Origin of the sequence: Duganella sp. LjRoot269 (assembly GCF_964254095.1) — a bacterium.
Lineage (GTDB): Bacteria > Pseudomonadota > Gammaproteobacteria > Burkholderiales > Burkholderiaceae_D > Rugamonas > Rugamonas hordei.
The window spans coordinates 2,250,550-2,270,299 of record NZ_CAXUSL020000001.1; the positions used below are offsets into that span (position 1 = coordinate 2,250,550).

Genomic DNA, 19,750 nt, shown 5'->3' on the forward strand with positions numbered 1-19,750 from the left:
CAGGTTGAATGACAAGGAAGCGGCATGCATAGATCGCGCCCAAAAAAATAGCCGTGCATGATCAAACACTTAGCCGCCTGGCCGGCGCTCAGTGTCAAGTATCTCGACAGTGGACTGCCTACAGGCTGGCCAGGCTCTTGAACTGGGCGGCGCGGCGGCGGGAGACTTCGACTTCGAGGTGGTCGCGTACCAGCAGGTCGAGGCCGCCGGCGTCGTTCGGCGTGACCTGGTCGATGTAGTCGAGGTTGACGATGTGGCGGCGGCTGGCGCGGAAGAAGCGCTGCGGGTCGAGCCGCTCTTCCAGCTGGTTCAGCGACCGCAGCATCAGCGGCTTGTGCTGGTCGAAATACACGCGCGTGTAGTTGCCGTCCGATTCGAACAGGCGCACGTCCTGCAGGCCGACGAACCAGCAACGCTCACCGTCCTTGATGAACAGTTTTTTTGCCGCCGTCGGCGCCACGGCGGCCACGCCGGCTTCCGCGTAGGCCAGCGCTCGCTGGTGGCGCATTGCGCAGCGCGCCAAGGCGGCGGCCATGCGCGCGGCCTGGATCGGCTTTTGCAGATAGTCCAGCGCGTTGACTTCGAACGCCTGCAACGCGTACTGGTCGAAGGCGGTGGTGAAGATCACTTCCGGCGCATCCTCCAGCGCCGCCAGCATGTCGAAGCCGCTGCCGCCGGGCATCTGCACATCGAGGAAAATCAGGTCGGGCTTGAGCGCGGCGATCTGCTGCACGCCGTCCGCCGCGTTGACGGCCTCGCCGACGATTTCCACTTCTGGATGTGCCGCCAGCAGGCGTCGCAGTTCAGCGCGTGCCAGGCGCTCGTCGTCGATCAGCAAAGCGCGCATCAGGCGGCCTCCGGTAAAGTCAGCGTGGCGCGTACCCAGCCACTGTTTTCTGTCAGGTCCAGGTTGGCGTTGGCACCCAGCGCCAGCGCCAGCCGCTTGCGTGTGTTGACCAGGCCTACCTTGGTCGAATTGGCGAACGGCAGGATGGCGCCGAGGTTGGCGATTTCGATGTGGATCATGCCGTCGTCCATGCGCTGCGCGCGGATGCGTATCTCGCTGCCGGTCGGGCTGGTCTCGACGCCGTACTTGACGGCGTTTTCCACCAGCGTCTGCAAGGCCATCGGCGGGATGCGCACGTGCTCCAGCCCCATGCCGATTTCCACGCTGACCCGCATGCGTTCCTCGAAGCGGATTTTTTCAATCGCCAGGTAGGCCTGCACGGCTTCGATTTCGGCGGCCAGCGGCACGGTATCGTTCTGGCCGGACTGCAGCGCGTAGCGCATCACGCTGGCCAGCTGGTCGATCATTTGCGCGGCGGCGTTCTGGTCTTCATAAATCAGCGCGCGCACGCTGTTCATGCTGTTGAAAAAAAAATGCGGATTGACCTGCGCCTGCAGGGCGCGCAGCTCGGCGTCCTTGGCGGCGATTTCCAGCCGCAACGCCTCCTGCTCGAAACGGTTGGCGCGGCGCAGCGACAGCACGGCCATGTAGAAGATATTCCACACCAGATAAACTCCCCACCAGAACATCAACGCGCCCGGCAGCCAGGCCACGCCGTGTACTTCGCCGAACGGCTTGATCACCAGGTAGCCGACCGTCTGCACGCCGGTGTGGATGGTGCCGAGCACCAGGATCGCCACCAGTATCACCTTCCAGTTGATGCGGATGCCGTTGCGGACCTGGGCCTTGAGCAGGCGGTGCCACAGGTCCGAGATGACCAGCCCCGCCGCCACGCCCCAGAAGGAGATGGCCACCATGCGGCCGGTGTGACTGTCGCCGGGCGTCATGGTCATCAACAGCAGGGGCAGGAAGTTCCAGCCTGCCAGCTGGAACACCCAGTACCAGTTCAGGCGGGCGAGCCAAGGGCGGTCGTTGGTCATGATGGGCTTATTTCAAAAAGTTATCGATACGATCATACATCCAAGTTGGATCGTCGTACATGATGAAGTGACGGGCGTTGTCCGCCAGCTCCACCTTGACGCCGGCCAGCTGCTGGTACTGCGCCTTGTACATCTGCTCGAACATCGGCTTGGTGCCGTAGTCCTTGTAGGCGATCCAGCTGCCCAGCACCAGCGTCGGCGCCTTGATGCGGCTGATGTCCTGGCGCATATCGTCGCTCATCATCTCGGTCATGGCGTTGATGACGGTAGGGCGGTCGGACAGTTTGCCCCAGCCCAGCGCGCGGTCGATGTCTTCCTGCTTGCTGATCATGCTGGCCAGCGTTTTCTGCTGGCCGGCGCGGTAGGCTTCGACGTCCTGCGCTTCCATGCGGGCACGCATGCCGGCGGCCATTTCCTTCATTTGCGCAGCGGTGATGCTGGGCATCTGGACGGCGGCCAGCGCCGGCAAAGTGTCGACGATGACCAGGCGGCCGACCTGGTCGGGATGATCCGCCGCCAGCTTCATGCCGATGAAGCCGCCGAGGCTGTGGCCGATGACGACGGGATGATCCAGCTTGTTGGCGGAGATGTAGTCGCTGATCTGCTGCTCGACGGCCGGCAACAGCGGGCCTGCGACGGCGGGCACGCCGGCGAAGCCGGCGACCGTCAGCACGTGGCACTGGTTCTTGGCGCCGCAATAGTGCGCGACCGTGCCATTCCACACTTCGCCGGCGGAGGCCAGGCCGGGAATCAGGATGATGGGCGCGCCCTTGCCGCTGACGTCGACTTTGAAGGCGGGATGGGCCGTGGTGGCGGCCGCGGCCGGCGCGACGGCATAGGCCAGCGTCAGGCTGGCGGCGATGGTGGCGATGCTTTTGATGAGCGTGCGTGGCATGGTGATCTCCGTTAGCGTGGGTAAGTGAAGCCATGCTAACGGTCGGCCGGCGCGCCGGCGACGGCTACTTGATGAGCGGTTTTTTTACCGTGATAAGCGGCAGGGCGAACCACAGCGTCAGCAGCAAGGCCAGCGCCAGCACGCAGGCGGCGGCGCTGATCGCCACCGAGGTGCTGACCAGGTAGACCACGACGAACATGTCGAGCGCCAGCCCGAACGCCAGCGGGACGAGCGCGGCGCTGATCATGCGGGACGAGAGCTTGACGATGGCTTCCGACACGCGGTGCGGCGCGACGATGCGGTGCCATGCGGCGGGTGACATGATCAGTGCGATAGAGATCACCACCATGGCCAGTGCGAACAGGTGCGTGGCCTGCACGGCGGCGGGCAGTTCGTCGAAGCGCTGGTTGAACACGGCGATGGTCTGGAAGCCGAACAGCGCCTGTATGCCGGGCAGCACCATGCGCGCTTCCTCGATGATGTTGCGCAGTTGTTCTTTCAGCGAGTTGGGTTCGGGTGGCGGCATGGGCCGATTCTAGCGCCGGCCGCCGGTCGCCGGCGCACGCTTATTTTCCAGCCTCGGCGCGCAGCTTGCGCCACAGCGTGGTGCGGCTGATGCCGAGGTAGTCCGCCGCCGCGTCGCGCCGGCCGCCGAAGCGGGCCAGCACGTCGGTGGCGCTGGCCGCCGCCGCGCGCCCGGCCGCCGCCGGTCCGGACAGCGCGGGGAGCGAGGAAGATACGGCAGCCTGTGCGGCGCCCAGGCCGGCCAGTTCCGGTGCCACGCCGAGCACGAAGGCCGGCGTCAGCGCCTGCAGCGGCTCGGCGGCCAGGAACAGCGCCAGGCGCTCGGTCAGGTTGCGCAGTTCGCGCACGTTGCCGGGCCAATCGTAGCGCTGCAGCAGCGGGGCGCAGGCCATTATCTCCGCGTGCAGGTTGGGATGCGGCCGCGCGCCCAGCGAGGCCAGCGCGTTCTTCAGCGACCACTCGGCCAGCGTCATCACATCTTCCGGCCGCGCGCGCAGCGGCGGCAGCGACAGCCGCAGCACGGCCAGCCGGTAGAACAGGTCGGCGCGGAAGCGGCCCTCGCGCACGCGCTGCTCCAGGTCGCAGTGGGTGGCGCTGATGATGCGCACGTTGACGGCGATAGGCCGCGTGCCGCCGACGCGCACCACCTCGCGCTCTTCCAGCACGCGCAGCAGGCGCGTTTGCAGCGTCAGCGGCATCTCGCCTATCTCGTCGAGGAACAGGGTGCCGCGGTTGGCCGCTTCAAACAGTCCCGCGTGGCCGCCGCGGCGCGCGCCGGTGAACGCGCCTTCCTCGTGTCCGAACAGCTCCGATTCCAGCAGCGATTCCGCGATCGCGCCGCAATTGACGGCCACGAACGGCCGGTTCTGTCCCAGCGTGCGCGGGCTTTCGCGATGGATGGCTTGCGCCACCAGTTCCTTGCCGCTGCCGGTTTCGCCTTGTATCAGCACGGTCGCCGGAGATTTCGCGTACAGCACCACGGCCTGCCGCAGCGTTTCCATCGCATCGGAATCGCCGCGCAGGTCGTTGATGCCATGCTTGGCGCGCAGCGTGTCCGCCACCACGGCGCCGCGCGCGCGGCTGCGGTTCGACTCCAGCTGCGTCAGGCGCGCCATTTCCAGCGCGTCGTCGAAGGCGTGGCGGATCGAGGCGGCGGAGTAGACGAACACGCCGGTCAGTCCCGCTTCCTCGGCCAGGTCGGTAATCAGGCCGGCGCCGACGATGGCCTTGATGCCGGCGGCCTTCAGGTCGTGGATCTGCGCGCGCGCATCCTCTTCGGTGGCGTAGGTGCGCTGCGCCACGTCGAAACCGAAGGTACCGGAAAACTCGGCCAGCTCCGGCAGCTTTTCCTGATAGGTGACGATGCCGATGCGGTCCGACACGCGCCGCGCCCGCGCCAGCGCCTGCATCACGTCGAAGCCGCTGAACTTGGCGATCACCACCGGCACCGACAACCGGCCCTTCAGGTAGGCGGCGTTGGAGCCGGCGGCGATGACCGCGTCGCAGCGCTCGGTGGCCATGCGTTCGCGGATATGGCGCGCCGCTTCGTCGAAGCCGAGATTGATCGGTTCGATGGTCGCCAGGTCGTCGTATTCCAGCGTGATGTCGCGGAACAGGTCGTACAGGCGCGAGACGGAAACCGTCCAGATCACCGGTTTGTCGTTGGCGTCGAAGGGCAGGGGTGTGGAATGGCGCATGTTTCAATTGTAACGCATTCGTTTCGATGTTTCATATTGAAACGAAGCTGAAACGTCGATTTGACGCAAGTGTTTGATTTATAAGGACTGATACTCTGGCACGCCCTTTGCACTAGTAAGCACAACTTCACCGCAACATTGAAAGGTCACAACATGAGTTCATACTCCGCAGGCGCCGCGTTCCGCAAAGCCGTTCAAGAGGAATCCCCGTTGCAGGTGGTCGGCGCGATCAACGCCAACCATGCCTTGCTGGCCAAGCGCGCCGGCTTCAAGGCCATCTACCTGTCGGGCGGCGGCGTCGCGGCCGGCTCGCTGGGCCTGCCAGACCTGGGCATCTCCAACCTGGACGACGTGCTGACCGACGTGCGCCGCATCACCGACGTGTGCGACCTGCCGCTGCTGGTCGACGTGGATACCGGTTTCGGCGCCTCCGCCTTCAACGTGGCGCGCACCGTCAAGTCGATGATCAAGTTCGGCGCCGCCGCCATGCACATCGAAGACCAGGTCGGCGCCAAGCGCTGCGGCCACCGTCCGGGCAAGGAGATCGTCACCAAGCAGGAGATGGTCGACCGCATCAGCGCCGCCGTCGATGCGCGCACCGACGACCAGTTCGTCATCATGGCCCGCACCGACGCGCTGGCCGTCGAAGGCCTGGACGCCGCGATCGAACGCGCCGTCGCCTGCGTTGAAGCGGGCGCCGACATGATCTTCCCGGAAGCGATGATCAGCCTGGACATGTACAAGAAATTCGCCGCCGCCGTCAAGGTGCCGGTGCTGGCCAACATCACCGAATTCGGCTCGACGCCGCTGTTCACCGTGGACGAGTTGCGCAGCGCCGATGTCGGCCTGGTACTGTATCCGCTGTCGGCCTTCCGCGCGATGAACAAGGCCGCGGAAAACGTCTACGGCGCGATCCGCCGCGACGGCACGCAGCAGAACGTCGTCGACACCATGCAGACCCGTGCCGAACTGTATGAACGCATCAACTACCACAGCTTCGAGCAGAAGCTGGATGCCCTGTTCGCTGCACAGAAAAAATAATTGAAATCGAGGAGACCCTGAAATGACCGAAGCCACCTTCAAACCAAAAAAATCCGTTGCCCTGTCGGGCGTCACCGCCGGTAACACGGCACTGTGCTCCGTCGGCAAGACCGGCAACGACCTGCACTATCGCGGCTACGACATCCTCGACGTCGCCAGCACCTGCGAGTTTGAAGAAATCGCCTACCTGCTGGTGCACGGCAAACTGCCGACCGCCGCCGAACTGAAAGGCTACAAGACCAAGCTGAAATCGCTGCGCGGCCTGCCGCAGTCGCTGAAGGCCGCGCTGGAAGCATTGCCCGCATCGGCCCACCCGATGGACGTGATGCGCACCGGCGTGTCGGTGCTCGGCTGCACCTTGCCGGAAAAGGATGACCACAACGTGCCGGGCGCGCGCGACATCGCCGACCGCCTGATGGCGTCGTTCGGCTCGATGCTGCTGTACTGGTACCACTTCAGCCACAACGGCAAGCGCATCGACGTCGAAACCGACGACGACTCCATCGGCGGCCACTTCCTGCACCTTCTGCACGGCGAGAAGCCGTCCGACAGCTGGGTCCAGGCGATGCACACCTCGCTGATCCTGTACGCGGAACACGAGTTCAATGCCTCCACCTTCACCAGCCGCGTCATCGCCGGCACCGGTTCGGACATCCACTCCGCCATCACCGGCGCGATCGGCGCGCTGCGCGGTCCCAAGCACGGCGGCGCCAACGAATTCGCCTTCGAGATCCAGAAGCGCTACGAAAACGCCGACGAAGCCGAAGCGGACATCCGCAACCGCGTCGCCAACAAGGAAGTCGTGATCGGCTTCGGCCACCCGGTGTACACCATCTCCGACCCGCGCAACGTGGTGATCAAGGAAGTGGCGCGCAAGCTGTCGCAGGAAGCCGGCTCGATGAAGATGTTCGACATCGCCGAGCGCCTGGAAACCGTGATGTGGGACATCAAGAAGATGTTCCCGAACCTGGACTGGTTCTCGGCCGTGTCGTACCACATGATGGGCGTGCCGACCGCCATGTTCACGCCGCTGTTCGTCATCTCGCGCACGTCCGGCTGGGCCGCGCACATCATCGAGCAGCGCATTGACAACAAGATCATTCGTCCAAGCGCGAACTACGTCGGTCCCGAGGACCTGAAGTTCGTTCCGATCAAGGACCGTCAATAATGAATACCCAATTCCGTAAATCCCTGCCCGGCACCAAGCTGGATTACTTCGACGCGCGCGCCGCCGTCGATGCGATCCAGCCTGGCGCCTGGGCCAAGCTGCCGTACACCTCGCGCGTGCTGGCGGAAAACCTGGTGCGCCGCTGCGATCCGGCCACGCTCAACGCCTCGCTGTCGCAGCTGATCGAACGCAAGCGCGACCTGGACTTCCCATGGTTCCCCGCGCGCGTGGTGTGCCACGACATCCTCGGCCAGACCGCGCTGGTCGACCTGGCCGGCCTGCGCGACGCGATCGCGCTGCAAGGCGGCGATCCGGCGCTGGTCAATCCCGTGGTGCCGACGCAGCTGGTGGTCGATCACTCGCTGGCCGTCGAATGCGGCGGCTTCGATCCGGATGCCTTCGACAAGAACCGCGCGATCGAAGACCGCCGCAACGAAGACCGCTTCGACTTCATCAACTGGACCAAGAAGGCGTTCAAGAACGTCGACGTGATCCCGCCGGGTAACGGCATCCTGCACCAGATCAACCTGGAACGCATGTCACCCGTCATCCAGGCGGTGGACGGCGTGGCCTTCCCGGACACGCTGGTCGGCACCGACTCGCATACGCCGATGGTCGACGCGCTGGGCGTGATCGCCATCGGCGTCGGCGGGCTGGAAGCGGAGAGCGTGATGCTGGGGCGCGCGTCGTGGATGCGCCTGCCGGACATCATCGGCGTCGAGCTGACGGGCAAGCCGCAACCGGGCATCACCGCCACCGACACCGTGCTGGCGCTGACCGAATTCCTGCGCAAGCAGAAGGTCGTGTCCTCCTACCTGGAATTCTTCGGCGAAGGCGCCGCCCACCTGACCCTGGGCGACCGCGCGACCATCTCCAACATGGCGCCGGAATACGGCTCCACCGCCGCGATGTTCTACATCGACGAGCAGACCATCAAGTACCTGAAGCTGACCGGCCGCGACGACGAACTGGTCAAGCTGGTCGAGCTGTACGCGAAGGAAACCGGCCTGTGGGGCGACGCTTTGGCAACAGCCGAATACGAGCGCGTCCTGAAGTTCGACCTGTCGTCGGTGGTGCGCACCATCGCCGGCCCGTCCAATCCGCACAACCGCGTGCCGACCTCCGAACTGGCCGCGCGCGGCATCAGCGGCGTGGTTGAAAATGAACCGGGCCTGATGCCCGACGGCGCGGTCATCATCGCCGCCATCACCAGCTGCACCAACACCAACAACCCGCGCAACATGATCGCCGCCGGCCTGCTGGCCCGCAACGCCAACGCGCGCGGGCTGACCCGCAAGCCGTGGGTGAAAAGCTCGCTGGCGCCCGGCTCCAAGACCGTGACGCTGTATCTGGAAGAGGCGGGCCTGATGCCCGAGCTGGAGCAGCTGGGCTTCGGCGTGGTGGCCTATGCCTGCACCACCTGCAACGGCATGTCCGGCGCGCTCGACCCTGTCATCCAGAAGGAAGTCATCGACCGCGACCTGTATGCCACAGCCGTGCTGTCGGGGAACCGCAATTTCGACGGCCGCATCCACCCGTACGCCAAGCAGGCTTTCCTGGCATCGCCGCCGTTGGTGGTGGCCTACGCCATCGCCGGCACGATACGCTTCGACATCGAGAAGGACATCCTCGGCATCGACAGCAATGGTCAGCCGGTAACGCTGAAAGACATCTGGCCGACGGACGAGGAAATCGACGCGCTGGTCGCCTCCAGCGTCAAGCCTGCGCAGTACAACAAGGTCTACATCCCGATGTTCGCCAAACAGGAGGACGACGGCATCAAGGTCAAACCGCTGTACGACTGGCGTCCGCAGACCACTTACATCCGCCGTCCGCCGTATTGGGAAGGCGCGCTGGCCGGCGCGCGTCCGCTGAAGGGCATGCGTCCGCTGGCGGTCCTGGGCGACAACATCACCACCGACCACCTGTCGCCGTCGAACGCCATCATGCTCGACAGCGCGGCCGGCGAGTACCTGGCGAAAATGGGCCTGCCGGAAGAGGACTTCAATTCCTACGCCACCCACCGTGGCGACCACCTGACCGCGCAACGCGCCACCTTCGCCAATCCGACGCTGAAGAACGAGATGGTGCGCGACGCGGACGGCAAGGTCAAAGCCGGTTCGCTGGCGCGCGTGGAACCGGAAGGCAAGGTCACGCGCATGTGGGAAGCCATCGAAACCTACATGGAGCGCAAGCAGCCGCTGATCGTCATCGCCGGCGCCGACTACGGCCAGGGTTCGTCGCGCGACTGGGCGGCCAAGGGCGTGCGGCTGGCGGGCGTGGAGGCGATCGTGGCCGAGGGCTTCGAGCGCATCCACCGCACCAATCTGGTCGGCATGGGGGTGCTGCCGCTGGAATTCCTGCCGGGCGTGAACCGCCTGACGCTGGCGCTGGACGGCACCGAGACCTATGACGTGATCGGCGAGCGCACGCCGCGTTCGACGCTGACGCTGGTGGTCAACCGCAAGAACGGCGAACGTGTCGAAGTGCCGGTGATCTGCCGCCTCGATACGGCGGAAGAAGTGTCTATTTACGAAGCCGGCGGCGTGCTGCAGCGTTTCGCGCAGGACTTCCTCGAATCCGTGAAGGCGGCCTGATATGGCTCATCAACCTCAAATCAAGATCCCCGCCACCTATATGCGTGGCGGCACCAGCAAGGGCGTGTTCTTCCGCCTGCAGGACCTGCCCGAAGCGGCACAGCAGCCTGGCGCCGCGCGTGACGCCTTGCTGCTGCGCGTGATCGGCAGTCCCGACCCGTACGGCAAGCAGATCGACGGCATGGGCGGCGCCACCTCCAGCACCAGCAAGACCGTGATCCTGGCCAAGAGCGCCAGGCCCGACCACGATGTCGACTACCTGTTCGGCCAGGTCGCCATCGACAAGGCCTTCGTCGACTGGAGCGGCAACTGCGGCAACCTGTCGGCGGCGGTCGGCGCGTTCGCCATCAGCGGCGGCCTGGTGGATCCGGCCCGCGTTCCGCGCGACGGCACGGCCGTGGTGCGTGTATGGCAAGCCAATATCGGCAAGACCATCATCGCCCACGTGCCGATGACCGACGGCGAGGTGCAGGAGACCGGCGACTTCGAACTCGACGGCGTGACCTTCCCGGCGGCCGAAGTCGTGCTCGAGTTCATGGACCCGGCGGCGGAGGAAGAGGGCGCCGGAGGCTCGATGTTCCCGACCGGCCAACTGGTCGACGAACTGGAGGTGCCCGGCGTCGGCACGCTGAAGGCGACCATGATCAACGCCGGCATCCCGACCATCTTCGTCAATGCCGAAGACATCGGCTACACCGGCACCGAGCTGCAGGATGCGATCAACAGCGATCCCAAGGCGCTGGCGCGCTTCGAGCTGATACGCGCCCACGGCGCGCTGCGCATGGGACTGATCCGCCACATCGACGACGCGGCCACGCGCCAGCACACGCCGAAGGTGGCGTTCGTCGCCAAGCCGGCGCCGTACACGTCCTCCAGCGGCAAGGAAGTCGGCACCACCGACGTCGACCTGCTGGTGCGCGCCATGTCGATGGGTAAGCTGCATCACGCGATGATGGGCACGGCCGCTGTGGCCATCGGCACGGCGGCGGCGATACCGGGCACCCTGGTCAACCTGGCAGCCGGCGGCGGCGCGCGCGAGTCGGTGCGCTTCGGCCACCCGTCCGGCACCTTGCGCGTCGGCGCGCAGGCGACATGGCAGAACGGCGAGTGGAGCGTAACAAAAGCGGTCATGAGCCGTAGCGCGCGCGTGCTGATGGAAGGTTGGGTACGCATACCCGGCAATACGTTCTAAGCGGCTTACACCCACAACGGAGGAGATATGAAATACGCTGATTTCTATCAGCGCTCTATCGTCACGCCTGAACAATTCTGGCAAGACGAATCGGCGCTCATAACCTGGGACACACCCTGCACGCAGGTACTCGATTATTCGCACCCTCCGTTCGCCAGGTGGTTCGTCGGCGGACGGACCAACTTGTGCCACAACGCAGTCGACCGCTGGTGCGCCACGCAGGGCGACAAGGCGGCGCTGATCGCCATCTCGACCGAGACCAATACCGAGCGCACCTATTCGTTCAACGAATTGCAGGCCGAAGTGGAACGCTGCGCCGCCGTGATGCTGGCGCTGGGCGTGGGCCGCGGCGACCGTGTGCTGATCTACATGCCGATGATCGCCGAGGCGGCGTTCGCGATGCTGGCCTGTGCGCGCATCGGCGCGATCCATTCGGTGGTATTCGGCGGCTTTGCCGCCAACAGCCTGGCCAGCCGCATCGACGACGCCAGGCCGGTGCTGATCGTCTCCGCCGACGCCGGCTCGCGCAACGGCAAGGCCATTCCGTACAAGCACCTGCTGGACGAGGCGATAGCGCTGTCGTCCGCCAGGCCGGCCAAGGTGCTGCTGGTCGACCGCGGACTGGCGGCGATGGAACTGGTGGCCGGCCGCGACGAGGATTACGCCGGCCTGCGCGCCGCCCACCTGGATGCGCGCGTGCCGGTGACCTGGCTGGAATCGAACGAGCCGTCCTACATCCTGTACACCTCCGGCACCACCGGCAAGCCGAAGGGCGTGCAGCGCGACGTCGGCGGCTATGCGGTGGCGCTGGCCTCGTCGATGAAGTACAACTTCTGCGGCAAGGCCGGCGAGACCTTCTTCGCCACCTCGGATATCGGCTGGGTGGTGGGCCACTCCTATATCGTCTACGGTCCCCTGATCGCCGGCATGGCGACCATCATGTACGAGGGAGTGCCGGTCTGTCCCGACGCCGGCATCTGGTGGAGCATCGTCGAAAAGTACAAGGTCACCCGCATGTTCTCGGCGCCCACGGCAATCCGCGTGCTGCGCAAGCATCCGGTCGAATTCATGCGCAAGTACGACCTGTCGTCGCTGCGCGCGTTGTACCTGGCGGGCGAGCCGCTGGACGAGACCACCTCGGAATGGATCGCCGGTGAACTGGGCGTGCCCGTCATCGACAACTACTGGCAGACCGAAACCGGCTGGCCCATCCTGTCGATCGCCAAGGGCGTCGAGGATTTGCCGACGCGCTTCGGCAGTCCCGGCGTGGCGATGTACGGCTACCAGGTCAAGCTGCTCAACGAATCCACCGGCGAGGAATGCGGCGCCAACGAAAAGGGCGTGGTGGTGATCGAAGGCCCGCTGCCACCGGGCTGCATGCAGACCGTCTACGGCGACGACCGGCGCTTTGTCGATACCTACTGGTCCACCTTCGGCGGCCGCCAGGTTTACTCGACCTTCGACTGGGGCGTGCGCGACGCCGACGGCTATTACTTCATCCTCGGCCGCACGGACGACGTGATCAACGTTGCCGGCCACCGGCTCGGCACGCGCGAAATCGAGGAGTCCATCTCCAGCCATGCGAACGTGTCGGAAGTGGCGGTGGTGGGCGTGGAGGACAAGCTCAAGGGACAGGTGGCGGTTGCCTTCGTCATCGTCAGGCACGGCGAACAGATCGCCACCGAGGCGGGACGCGCGGCGCTGGAGCGCGAGATCCTGGGCGTGGTCGATCACCAGCTGGGCGCCGTGGCGCGGCCGGCGCGCGTGTACTTCGTGCCGCAGCTGCCCAAGACCCGCTCCGGCAAGCTGTTGCGCCGCTCGATACAGGCCGTCTGCGAAGGTCGCAATCCGGGCGACCTGACGGCGATTGAAGATCCCGCTTCGCTGCAACAGATACAGCACGTGCTGCAGGACTGTGTATCGAAATAATGACGGCGTAAGAGGCCGGTAAGTCTCGTCATGTATTGTGGATTCAAGCTCGGAAAAAACACGGGCACATACCACTACAGGAGACACACAATGCATGACGATCTGGTTCAAAAAATCAAGGGCGATCCCAGCTACCATCAGCTGGTCAAGGTACGGTCGCGTTTCGGTTGGGCGCTGACGGCGGTGATGATGCTGGTGTATTACGGCTATATCGTGCTCATCGCATTCGACAAGGAATTGCTCGCGTCGAAAACCGGCGCGGGCGTGATGACCTGGGGCATGCCGATCGGCCTGTTCGTCATCGTGTTCACGGTGCTCATCACGGGCATCTATGTACGGCGCGCCAACAAGCAGTTCGATGAACTGACACTGGCCATTCATCAGCGGGTGCGGGCATGAACGCCGTCCGACGCAGACTGGGCTGGCTGGCGGCGCTGACGCTGCTGGGCGCCAGCGGCGCGGCGCTGGCGGCCGGCGCCGACCTGGGCCAGGCGGTGAAGCAACCTGTCAACTGGACCGCGATCACCATGTTCGGCGTGTTCGTCGTGTTCACGCTGTTCGTCACCAAATGGGCTGCCGCCAAGACCCGATCGGTGGCCGACTTCTACACCGCCGGCGGCGGCATCACCGGCTTCCAGAACGGCCTGGCCATCGCCGGCGACTATATGTCGGCCGCGTCCTTCCTCGGCATCTCCGCCGCCGTGTTCCTCAACGGTTACGATGGGCTGATCTATGCCATCGGCTTCCTGGTCGGCTGGCCGGTCATCACCTTCCTGATGGCCGAGCGCCTGCGCAACCTGGGGCGCTTCACCTTCGCCGACGTGGCGGCCTACCGCTTCAAGCAGGCGCCGATCCGCATCTTCTCCGCCTCCGGCACGCTGGTGGTGGTGGCGTTCTACCTGATCGCTCAGATGGTCGGCGCTGGCCAGCTGATCAAGCTGCTGTTCGGCCTGGAATACTGGATCGCGGTGGTGCTGGTCGGTACGCTGATGATGGTCTACGTGCTGTTCGGCGGCATGACCGCCACCACCTGGGTGCAGATCATCAAGGCCGTCATGCTGCTCGGCGGCGCCACGTTCATGGCCTTCGTGGTGCTGGCACAGTTCAATTTCAGCCCGGAGGCGCTGTTCGCCAAGTCGGTTGAGGTGCATGCCAAGAAGGACGCCATCATGGGCCCCGGCACCTTCATCAAGGATCCGGTGTCGGCGATCTCGTTCGGCATGGCGCTGATGTTCGGCACCGCCGGACTGCCGCACATCCTGATGCGCTTCTTCACCGTGCCGAGCGCCAAGGAAGCGCGCAAGTCGGTGTTCTGGGCCACCAGCTGGATCGCCTACTTCTATGTCCTGACCTTCATCATCGGCTTCGGTGCCATCGTTTTGGTAAGCACCAACCCCGAGTTCAAGGACGCCGCCGGCAAGCTGCTGGGCGGGAATAACATGGCGGCCATCCACCTGGCCAAGGCGGTGGGCGGCAACGTCTTCCTCGGCTTCATCTCGGCCGTGGCGTTCGCCACCATCCTGGCGGTGGTGGCCGGCCTGACGCTGTCGGGCGCCTCGGCGGTGTCGCACGACCTGTACGCCACCGTCATCAAGAAGGGCAAGGCCAGCAGCGCCAATGAGCTGTATGTGTCGCGCCTGACCACCGTCGCGCTGGGCGTCGTCGCCGTGGTGCTGGGCATCGTGTTCGAGAAGCAGAACATCGCGTTCATGGTCTCGCTGGCGTTTGCCATCGCCGCCTCGGCCAATTTCCCGGTGCTGTTCATGTCGGTGCTGTGGAAGGATTGCACCACGCGCGGCGCCACCGTCGGCGGCTTCGTCGGCCTGCTCACCGCCGTGGTCCTGACCGTGGTGTCGAAGTCGGTGTGGGTCGATGTGCTCGGCCATGCCGACGCGCTGTTCCCTTACGCGTCGCCGGCCATCTTCTCGATGCCGGCCGCCTTTGTCAGCATCTGGCTGTTCTCGATGCTGGATCAAAGCGCGCGCGCCCGCATCGACCGCGCCGGCTACGAGGCGCAGCAAATGCGCTCCGAGACCGGTATCGGCGCGGCCGGAGCCAGTGCTCACTGATACAATTGACAAGAGGTGGGATCAGGATGGTGCCCGCTTCGGCGGGCATTGTCGTTTTTAGGGGCAGGTCTCGGTGCGCGCGATGGCTAATGCCTCCAATGTGGTTTATCATCTGCCAACTATGCTGCCGTGAAGTAATGGATGAGGTGGCATCTTCCATTGGATGCCCTGGTGTACATGAATCGAGTTTCGACCCATCCGGATTTCGTAGCGGACGCCATCGCGTTGATCGGCGTGCCTGCCTGCGCGTACAGCACCGAGGGCATCGTGCTCGCGGTGAACCCGGAGCTGGTGACCTTGCTCGGCTTCGATCCCTGCGGCCGTCCGGCGGCCGACCTTTTTGCGCGCCACGTGCGTACAGCCAGCGTGGCGCAACTGGATGCCGCCCTGGCGGCCAGCGGGGCCGGCCAGCGCTGGGACAGCTGCCTGACGTGCGCCAGCGGCTCATACCTGTCCGTGCAGGCCTGGACCAAGCCGCTGCCGGCCGGTTCGGCGGTGCAGGGCGCCACCATCGTGTTCCACGATATCAGCGACGTCGAACGCGACCAGCGCGCGTTGCGCAAGGCGCTGATGGAGCAGCAGGCCATCCTGGAAAATGCCGCAGTCGGCATCTTGTTCAGCAAGGACGGCCTTATCCAGGAATGCAATATCCGCTGCGCCGAAATGCTGGGCTACAGCCGCCATGAGCTGGAGGGCGCTTCGACGCTGGTGGCCTATCCGAACGAGGAAAGCCTGATCCAGCTGGGCCGCGAAGCGGGGCCGCCGTTGTCGCGCGGCCTGTCCTTCATGGCCGAGACGCAGCTCAAGCGCAAGGACGGCTCGCTGTTCTGGGCACGGCTGTACGGCCGCGCCATCGACCCGGCCCAGACCGGCGACGGCACGGTGTGGATCATCGAGGACATCAACGAGCACCGCATCGACGAAGAGAGACTGCGCCGCGCGCTGCTGGAGATGCAGGCCATCATGGACAGCGCGCCGCTGGCGATCGGCTTCCAGCGCGACAACCGCATCCTGCGCTACAACCACCGCTTTGCCGAGGCCTTCGGCTTCAGCGACGAGAACGGCGTCGGCCAGCTGACGTCGACGCTATATCCATCGCAGGAAGCGTTCGACGCGGTGGTGAAGAAAGCCCGGCCCCTGCTGGCGCGCGGCAAGCCCTACCAGGCCGAGATGGAGATGCGGCGCCAGGACGGCACCACCTTCTGGGCCCATGCCTTCGGCTACGTGATCAATCCGGGCCGCACGCAGCAGGACACGATCTGGATCTTCGACGACCGCAGCGCGCAGAAGCAGCACGAGGAAGCGACCCGGCAACTGCTGCTGGAGCAGAAGGCGATCCTCGACAACGCCTCGGTCGGCATCCTGTTCAGCAAGGCGCAGGTCATGCTGAGCTGTAATCCGCGCATGGCCGAGATGTTCGGCTACGACATCGACGAGATGGTCGGGCGGCCGTCGTCGATGGTGTTCCCGTCGCCGGCGCATTACGAGGAATTCGGCCGCGAGGCGGCGCCGCTGCTGGGCACCGGCCAGCCGTTCGAGAAGCAGGCATACGAGTTCAAACGCAAGGACGGCAGCCTGTTCTGGTGCCGCGTGCGCGCCAAGGCGGTGGACGACGAGCATAGCGACGGCGGCACCATCTGGATCCTGGAAGACGTGACCCACACGCGCCAGACGCAGATGGAAGTCGAGGCGATCATGACCAACGCGTCGATGAGCATCCTGTTCACCAAGAACCGCATCATCACGCGCTACAACCGCGGCTTCGCCGAGATGTTCCGCTACGAGGGCAATTCCGGCCTCGGCCTGCCGGGGCGCGCGTTGTATCCGTCGCAGGAATCCTACGACAAGCTGGGTGGCGAAGCCTACCCCTTCCTGTCGGTCGGCAAGCCGTTCCAGACCGAGATGGAGATGCGCCGCGCGGACGACTCCTTGATGTGGGCGCAGCTGATCGGCTACGTCGTCAATCCGGACGACCCGACGCAGGGGACGATCTGGGTCATCGAGGACCGCACCGAGCAAAAGCGCGCCGAGGAATCGCTGCGCAACGCGCTGCTGGAAAACCAGGCCATCCTCGACAGCGCGGTGCTGGGCATCTCGGTGGTCGAGCATGGCCACAACCTGCGCTGCAACACCAAGATGGAAGAGCTGTTCGGCTACGCCCCCGGCGAGATGAACCACCTGAGCGTGCAAGCCTTCTACGCCGACAAGGAAGCCTGGGAAGTGGCCCGCGCCGAGACGGCGCGCGACTTCCACGCCGGCCGCGTCAACGTCTCCGAGTACCAGCTGGTGCGCAAGGACGGCAGCACGTTCTGGGCGCGGCTGTCGGGCCGTCCGTTCGACCTGGCGCAGGCCACCGGGCGCTCGGTGTGGCTGGTGGACGACATCACCGCGCGGCGCGAGGCGGCCGAGGCGGTCAGCCGCGCGCGCGACGAGCTGGAGGTGCGGGTGCTGGAGCGCACCGCCGAACTGGCGGGCGCCAACGCGCTGCTGCAGGGCGAGATCGTCGAGCGGCGCCAGGCCGAGGCGCGCGTGCACCACATGGCTTACCACGACAGCCTGACCGGCCTGCCGAACCGCGCCTTGCTGTCGGACCGGCTGGACCGCGCGATGCTGGCGGCGCAGCGCTCCGAGCGCAAGCTGGCGGTGATGTTCATCGACCTGGACCGCTTCAAGACCATCAACGATTCGCTGGGCCACATGACGGGCGACCAGCTGCTGAAGGAAGTGGCCAGCCGCCTGTGCCGCGCGGTGCGCGCCAGCGACACCGTGGCCCGGCTGGGCGGCGACGAGTTCGTGGTGCTGGTGCCGGGCATACGCTCGGCCGACGAGTCCAGCCACGTGGCGCAGAAGATCATCGAGGCCTTGTCCGAGAGCTTCCCGCTGGAGGGGCGCAACCTGCACATCACGCCGTCGATCGGCATCTGCGTCTATCCGGACGACGGCGCCGACGTCGAAACGCTGATGCGCCACGCCGACGCCGCCATGTATCACGCCAAGGCCAGCGGCAGGAACAATTACCAGTACTTCAAAGAGGCGATGAACCAGACCGCGGCCCAGCACTTCGAACTGGAGACCAGTCTGCGCGGCGCGCTGGCGATGGACGAATTCGAGCTGCACTTCCAGCCCATCATGGACATCGGCACGCGCCGCTTGCATACGATGGAAGTGCTGCTGCGCTGGCGCCGCGGCGACGGCCAGCTGGTGTTGCCGGACCACTTCATCCCCATCATCGAGGAGAACGGCCTGATCGTGCCGATCGGCGAATGGGTGATACGCCAGGCCTGCCGGCAGAGCATGGAGTGGCTGCGTGCCGGCCTGGCGCCGGTGCCGCTGGCGGTGAACCTGTCGCCGCGCCAGTTCATGCACCGGGGGCTGATCGAATCGATACGCGCCATCCTCGACGAAACCGGCATCGATCCGTCGCTGATCGAATTCGAGATCACCGAGACGGCGCTGATGCAGCACGGCGAGCAGACGCTGGACATCCTGGGCCAGATCAACGCCATGGGCATCCGCCTGTCGATCGACGATTTCGGCACCGGCTATTCGAGCCTGGCCTACCTGAAGCGTTTCCCGGTCAAGAAGATCAAGATCGACCGCGCCTTCATCAAGGAACTGGAAGAGAGCGCGGAGGACCGCGCCATCGTGTCGGCCATCATCGCGCTGTCGCACAGCCTGCAGCTGTCGGTGGTGGCGGAGGGGGTGGAGACGGAGGGGCAGTATGCGCTGCTGCAGCGCGACGGCTGCCAGTACGCGCAGGGCTACCTGTTCTCGCAGCCGGTGCCGCACGCGACGGCCCAGCTGCTGCTGCCCCGGCTGTAGCCGCTTAGTCGAAGGTGGCGATCACCGGCGCGTGGTCGGACGGCTGTTCCCATTTGCGCGGCACGCGGTCGATCACGCAGGCGCTGCAGCGCGACACCAGCGCCGGCGACACCAGGATGTGGTCGATGCGCAGGCCCTTGTTCAGGCGGAAGCCCAGCGCGCGGTAGTCCCACCAGCTGAACGACTTCTCCGGCTGTTCGAACAGGCGGTAGGAATCGGTCAGGCCGATGTCGAGCAGGCGGGTGAGGGCGGCGCGTTCCTTGTCGGACACCAACACCTGCCCGGCCCAGGCGGCCGGATCGTGGACGTCGCGGTCTTCCGGCGCGATGTTGTAGTCGCCCAGCACCGCCAGTTGCGGATGGGCGGCAGCTTCCTCGCGGATCCAGTCGTGGAAGGCGGACAGCCAGGCCAGCTTGTACTCGTATTTGTCGGAATCGACGCTCTGGCCGTTCGGCACGTAGGCGCAGACCACGCGCACGCCGGCTATGGTGGCGGCCAGGATGCGCTGCTGCGGGTCTTCGTATTTCGGATTGTTCTTGACCACGTCGCCGATCGGCAGTTTGGACAGGATGGCGACGCCGTTGTAGGTCTTTTGCCCGCTGTAGACCACGTGGTAGCCCGCGGCCTCGATCGCGGCGACGGGGAACTTGTCGTCAGTTAATTTTGTTTCTTGGATGCAGAGCACGTCGACGGGGCTGTCCTCGAGCCATTTCAAGACGTGCGTCAGCCGAACGTTGAGTGAGTTAACATTCCATGTGGCTAGTTTCATTTGATTCAGTGTCCTTGCGGTTTGGGCATGGCCCAATCTTACAGTATCTTGATTTAACACATAGGGTTGTAATTTTGGCGAGTTTTATAAAAAAACATGGAAAACCTCTTCGCGTGCGCGCCTCGAGGCTCTAGAATGTTGCAAAATATGTGAAATCAA

At 65.1% G+C, this 19,750-nt stretch carries 14 protein-coding genes; 8 read left to right on the forward strand and 6 right to left on the reverse strand.

The annotated features are described in order from the left end of the window. Window positions 1-118: 118 nt before the first annotated feature. The 5 genes from ACSQ3S_RS09980 to prpR form a co-directional block, all read right to left on the reverse strand. Window positions 119-847, reverse strand: a complete 729-nt coding sequence (locus ACSQ3S_RS09980) for a LytR/AlgR family response regulator transcription factor (protein WP_176655183.1) — start codon at window positions 845-847, stop codon at window positions 119-121. Then, window positions 847-1,887, reverse strand: a complete 1,041-nt coding sequence (locus ACSQ3S_RS09985; RefSeq protein ID WP_436142278.1) for a sensor histidine kinase — start codon at window positions 1,885-1,887, stop codon at window positions 847-849. The genes ACSQ3S_RS09980 and ACSQ3S_RS09985 overlap by 1 nt, the downstream gene beginning before the upstream one ends. A gap of 7 nt (window positions 1,888-1,894) precedes the next feature. Then, entirely contained in the window at window positions 1,895-2,782 is an 888-nt protein-coding gene (locus ACSQ3S_RS09990; protein ID WP_436142279.1) for an alpha/beta fold hydrolase, read from the reverse strand. 64 nt (window positions 2,783-2,846) lie between these two features. After that, the gene (locus ACSQ3S_RS09995; RefSeq protein ID WP_353404287.1) at window positions 2,847-3,308 is read right to left on the reverse strand and encodes a DUF6328 family protein; all 462 of its coding nucleotides are present in this window, start codon (window positions 3,306-3,308) and stop codon (window positions 2,847-2,849) included. A 40-nt stretch (window positions 3,309-3,348) separates the two neighbouring features. Beyond that, entirely contained in the window at window positions 3,349-5,004 is a 1,656-nt protein-coding gene (prpR, locus tag ACSQ3S_RS10000) for a propionate catabolism operon regulatory protein PrpR (RefSeq protein WP_436142280.1), read from the reverse strand. A gap of 153 nt (window positions 5,005-5,157) precedes the next feature. Here prpR and prpB point away from each other — a divergent pair, with 153 nt between their 5' ends. From prpB to ACSQ3S_RS10040, 8 genes are all read left to right on the forward strand, one after another. Further along, window positions 5,158-6,045: a methylisocitrate lyase gene (gene prpB / locus ACSQ3S_RS10005; protein WP_353404289.1), complete on the forward strand. Its 888-nt coding sequence runs from the start codon at window positions 5,158-5,160 to the stop codon at window positions 6,043-6,045. A 22-nt stretch (window positions 6,046-6,067) separates the two neighbouring features. Continuing rightward, complete coding sequence (gene prpC, locus ACSQ3S_RS10010) at window positions 6,068-7,213, forward strand: bifunctional 2-methylcitrate synthase/citrate synthase (RefSeq protein WP_353404290.1); 1,146 nt, start codon at window positions 6,068-6,070, stop codon at window positions 7,211-7,213. After that, window positions 7,213-9,810, forward strand: a complete 2,598-nt coding sequence (gene acnD / locus ACSQ3S_RS10015) for a Fe/S-dependent 2-methylisocitrate dehydratase AcnD (protein ID WP_436142281.1) — start codon at window positions 7,213-7,215, stop codon at window positions 9,808-9,810. The genes prpC and acnD overlap by 1 nt, the downstream gene beginning before the upstream one ends. A gap of 1 nt (window position 9,811) precedes the next feature. Then, window positions 9,812-11,002 carry a 2-methylaconitate cis-trans isomerase PrpF gene (gene prpF, locus ACSQ3S_RS10020; protein ID WP_436142282.1) on the forward strand — a complete coding sequence of 397 codons (1,191 nt, stop codon included), beginning with the start codon at window positions 9,812-9,814 and terminating at the stop codon, window positions 11,000-11,002. 27 nt (window positions 11,003-11,029) lie between these two features. Beyond that, window positions 11,030-12,931, forward strand: coding sequence for a propionate--CoA ligase (locus tag ACSQ3S_RS10025; protein ID WP_436142283.1), 1,902 nt, complete (start codon window positions 11,030-11,032; stop codon window positions 12,929-12,931). A gap of 90 nt (window positions 12,932-13,021) precedes the next feature. Beyond that, window positions 13,022-13,330 carry a DUF485 domain-containing protein gene (locus ACSQ3S_RS10030; protein WP_176655193.1) on the forward strand — a complete coding sequence of 103 codons (309 nt, stop codon included), beginning with the start codon at window positions 13,022-13,024 and terminating at the stop codon, window positions 13,328-13,330. Next, entirely contained in the window at window positions 13,327-15,000 is a 1,674-nt protein-coding gene (locus tag ACSQ3S_RS10035) for a cation acetate symporter (RefSeq protein ID WP_353404295.1), read from the forward strand. The genes ACSQ3S_RS10030 and ACSQ3S_RS10035 overlap by 4 nt, the downstream gene beginning before the upstream one ends. A gap of 177 nt (window positions 15,001-15,177) precedes the next feature. Then, window positions 15,178-18,822: a sensor domain-containing protein gene (locus tag ACSQ3S_RS10040; RefSeq protein ID WP_436142284.1), complete on the forward strand. Its 3,645-nt coding sequence runs from the start codon at window positions 15,178-15,180 to the stop codon at window positions 18,820-18,822. 4 nt (window positions 18,823-18,826) lie between these two features. Here the strand turns inward: ACSQ3S_RS10040 and xth are convergent, their stop codons facing one another. Next, complete coding sequence (xth, locus tag ACSQ3S_RS10045; RefSeq protein WP_436142285.1) at window positions 18,827-19,591, reverse strand: exodeoxyribonuclease III; 765 nt, start codon at window positions 19,589-19,591, stop codon at window positions 18,827-18,829. Between the last annotated feature and the right edge of the window lie 159 nt (window positions 19,592-19,750).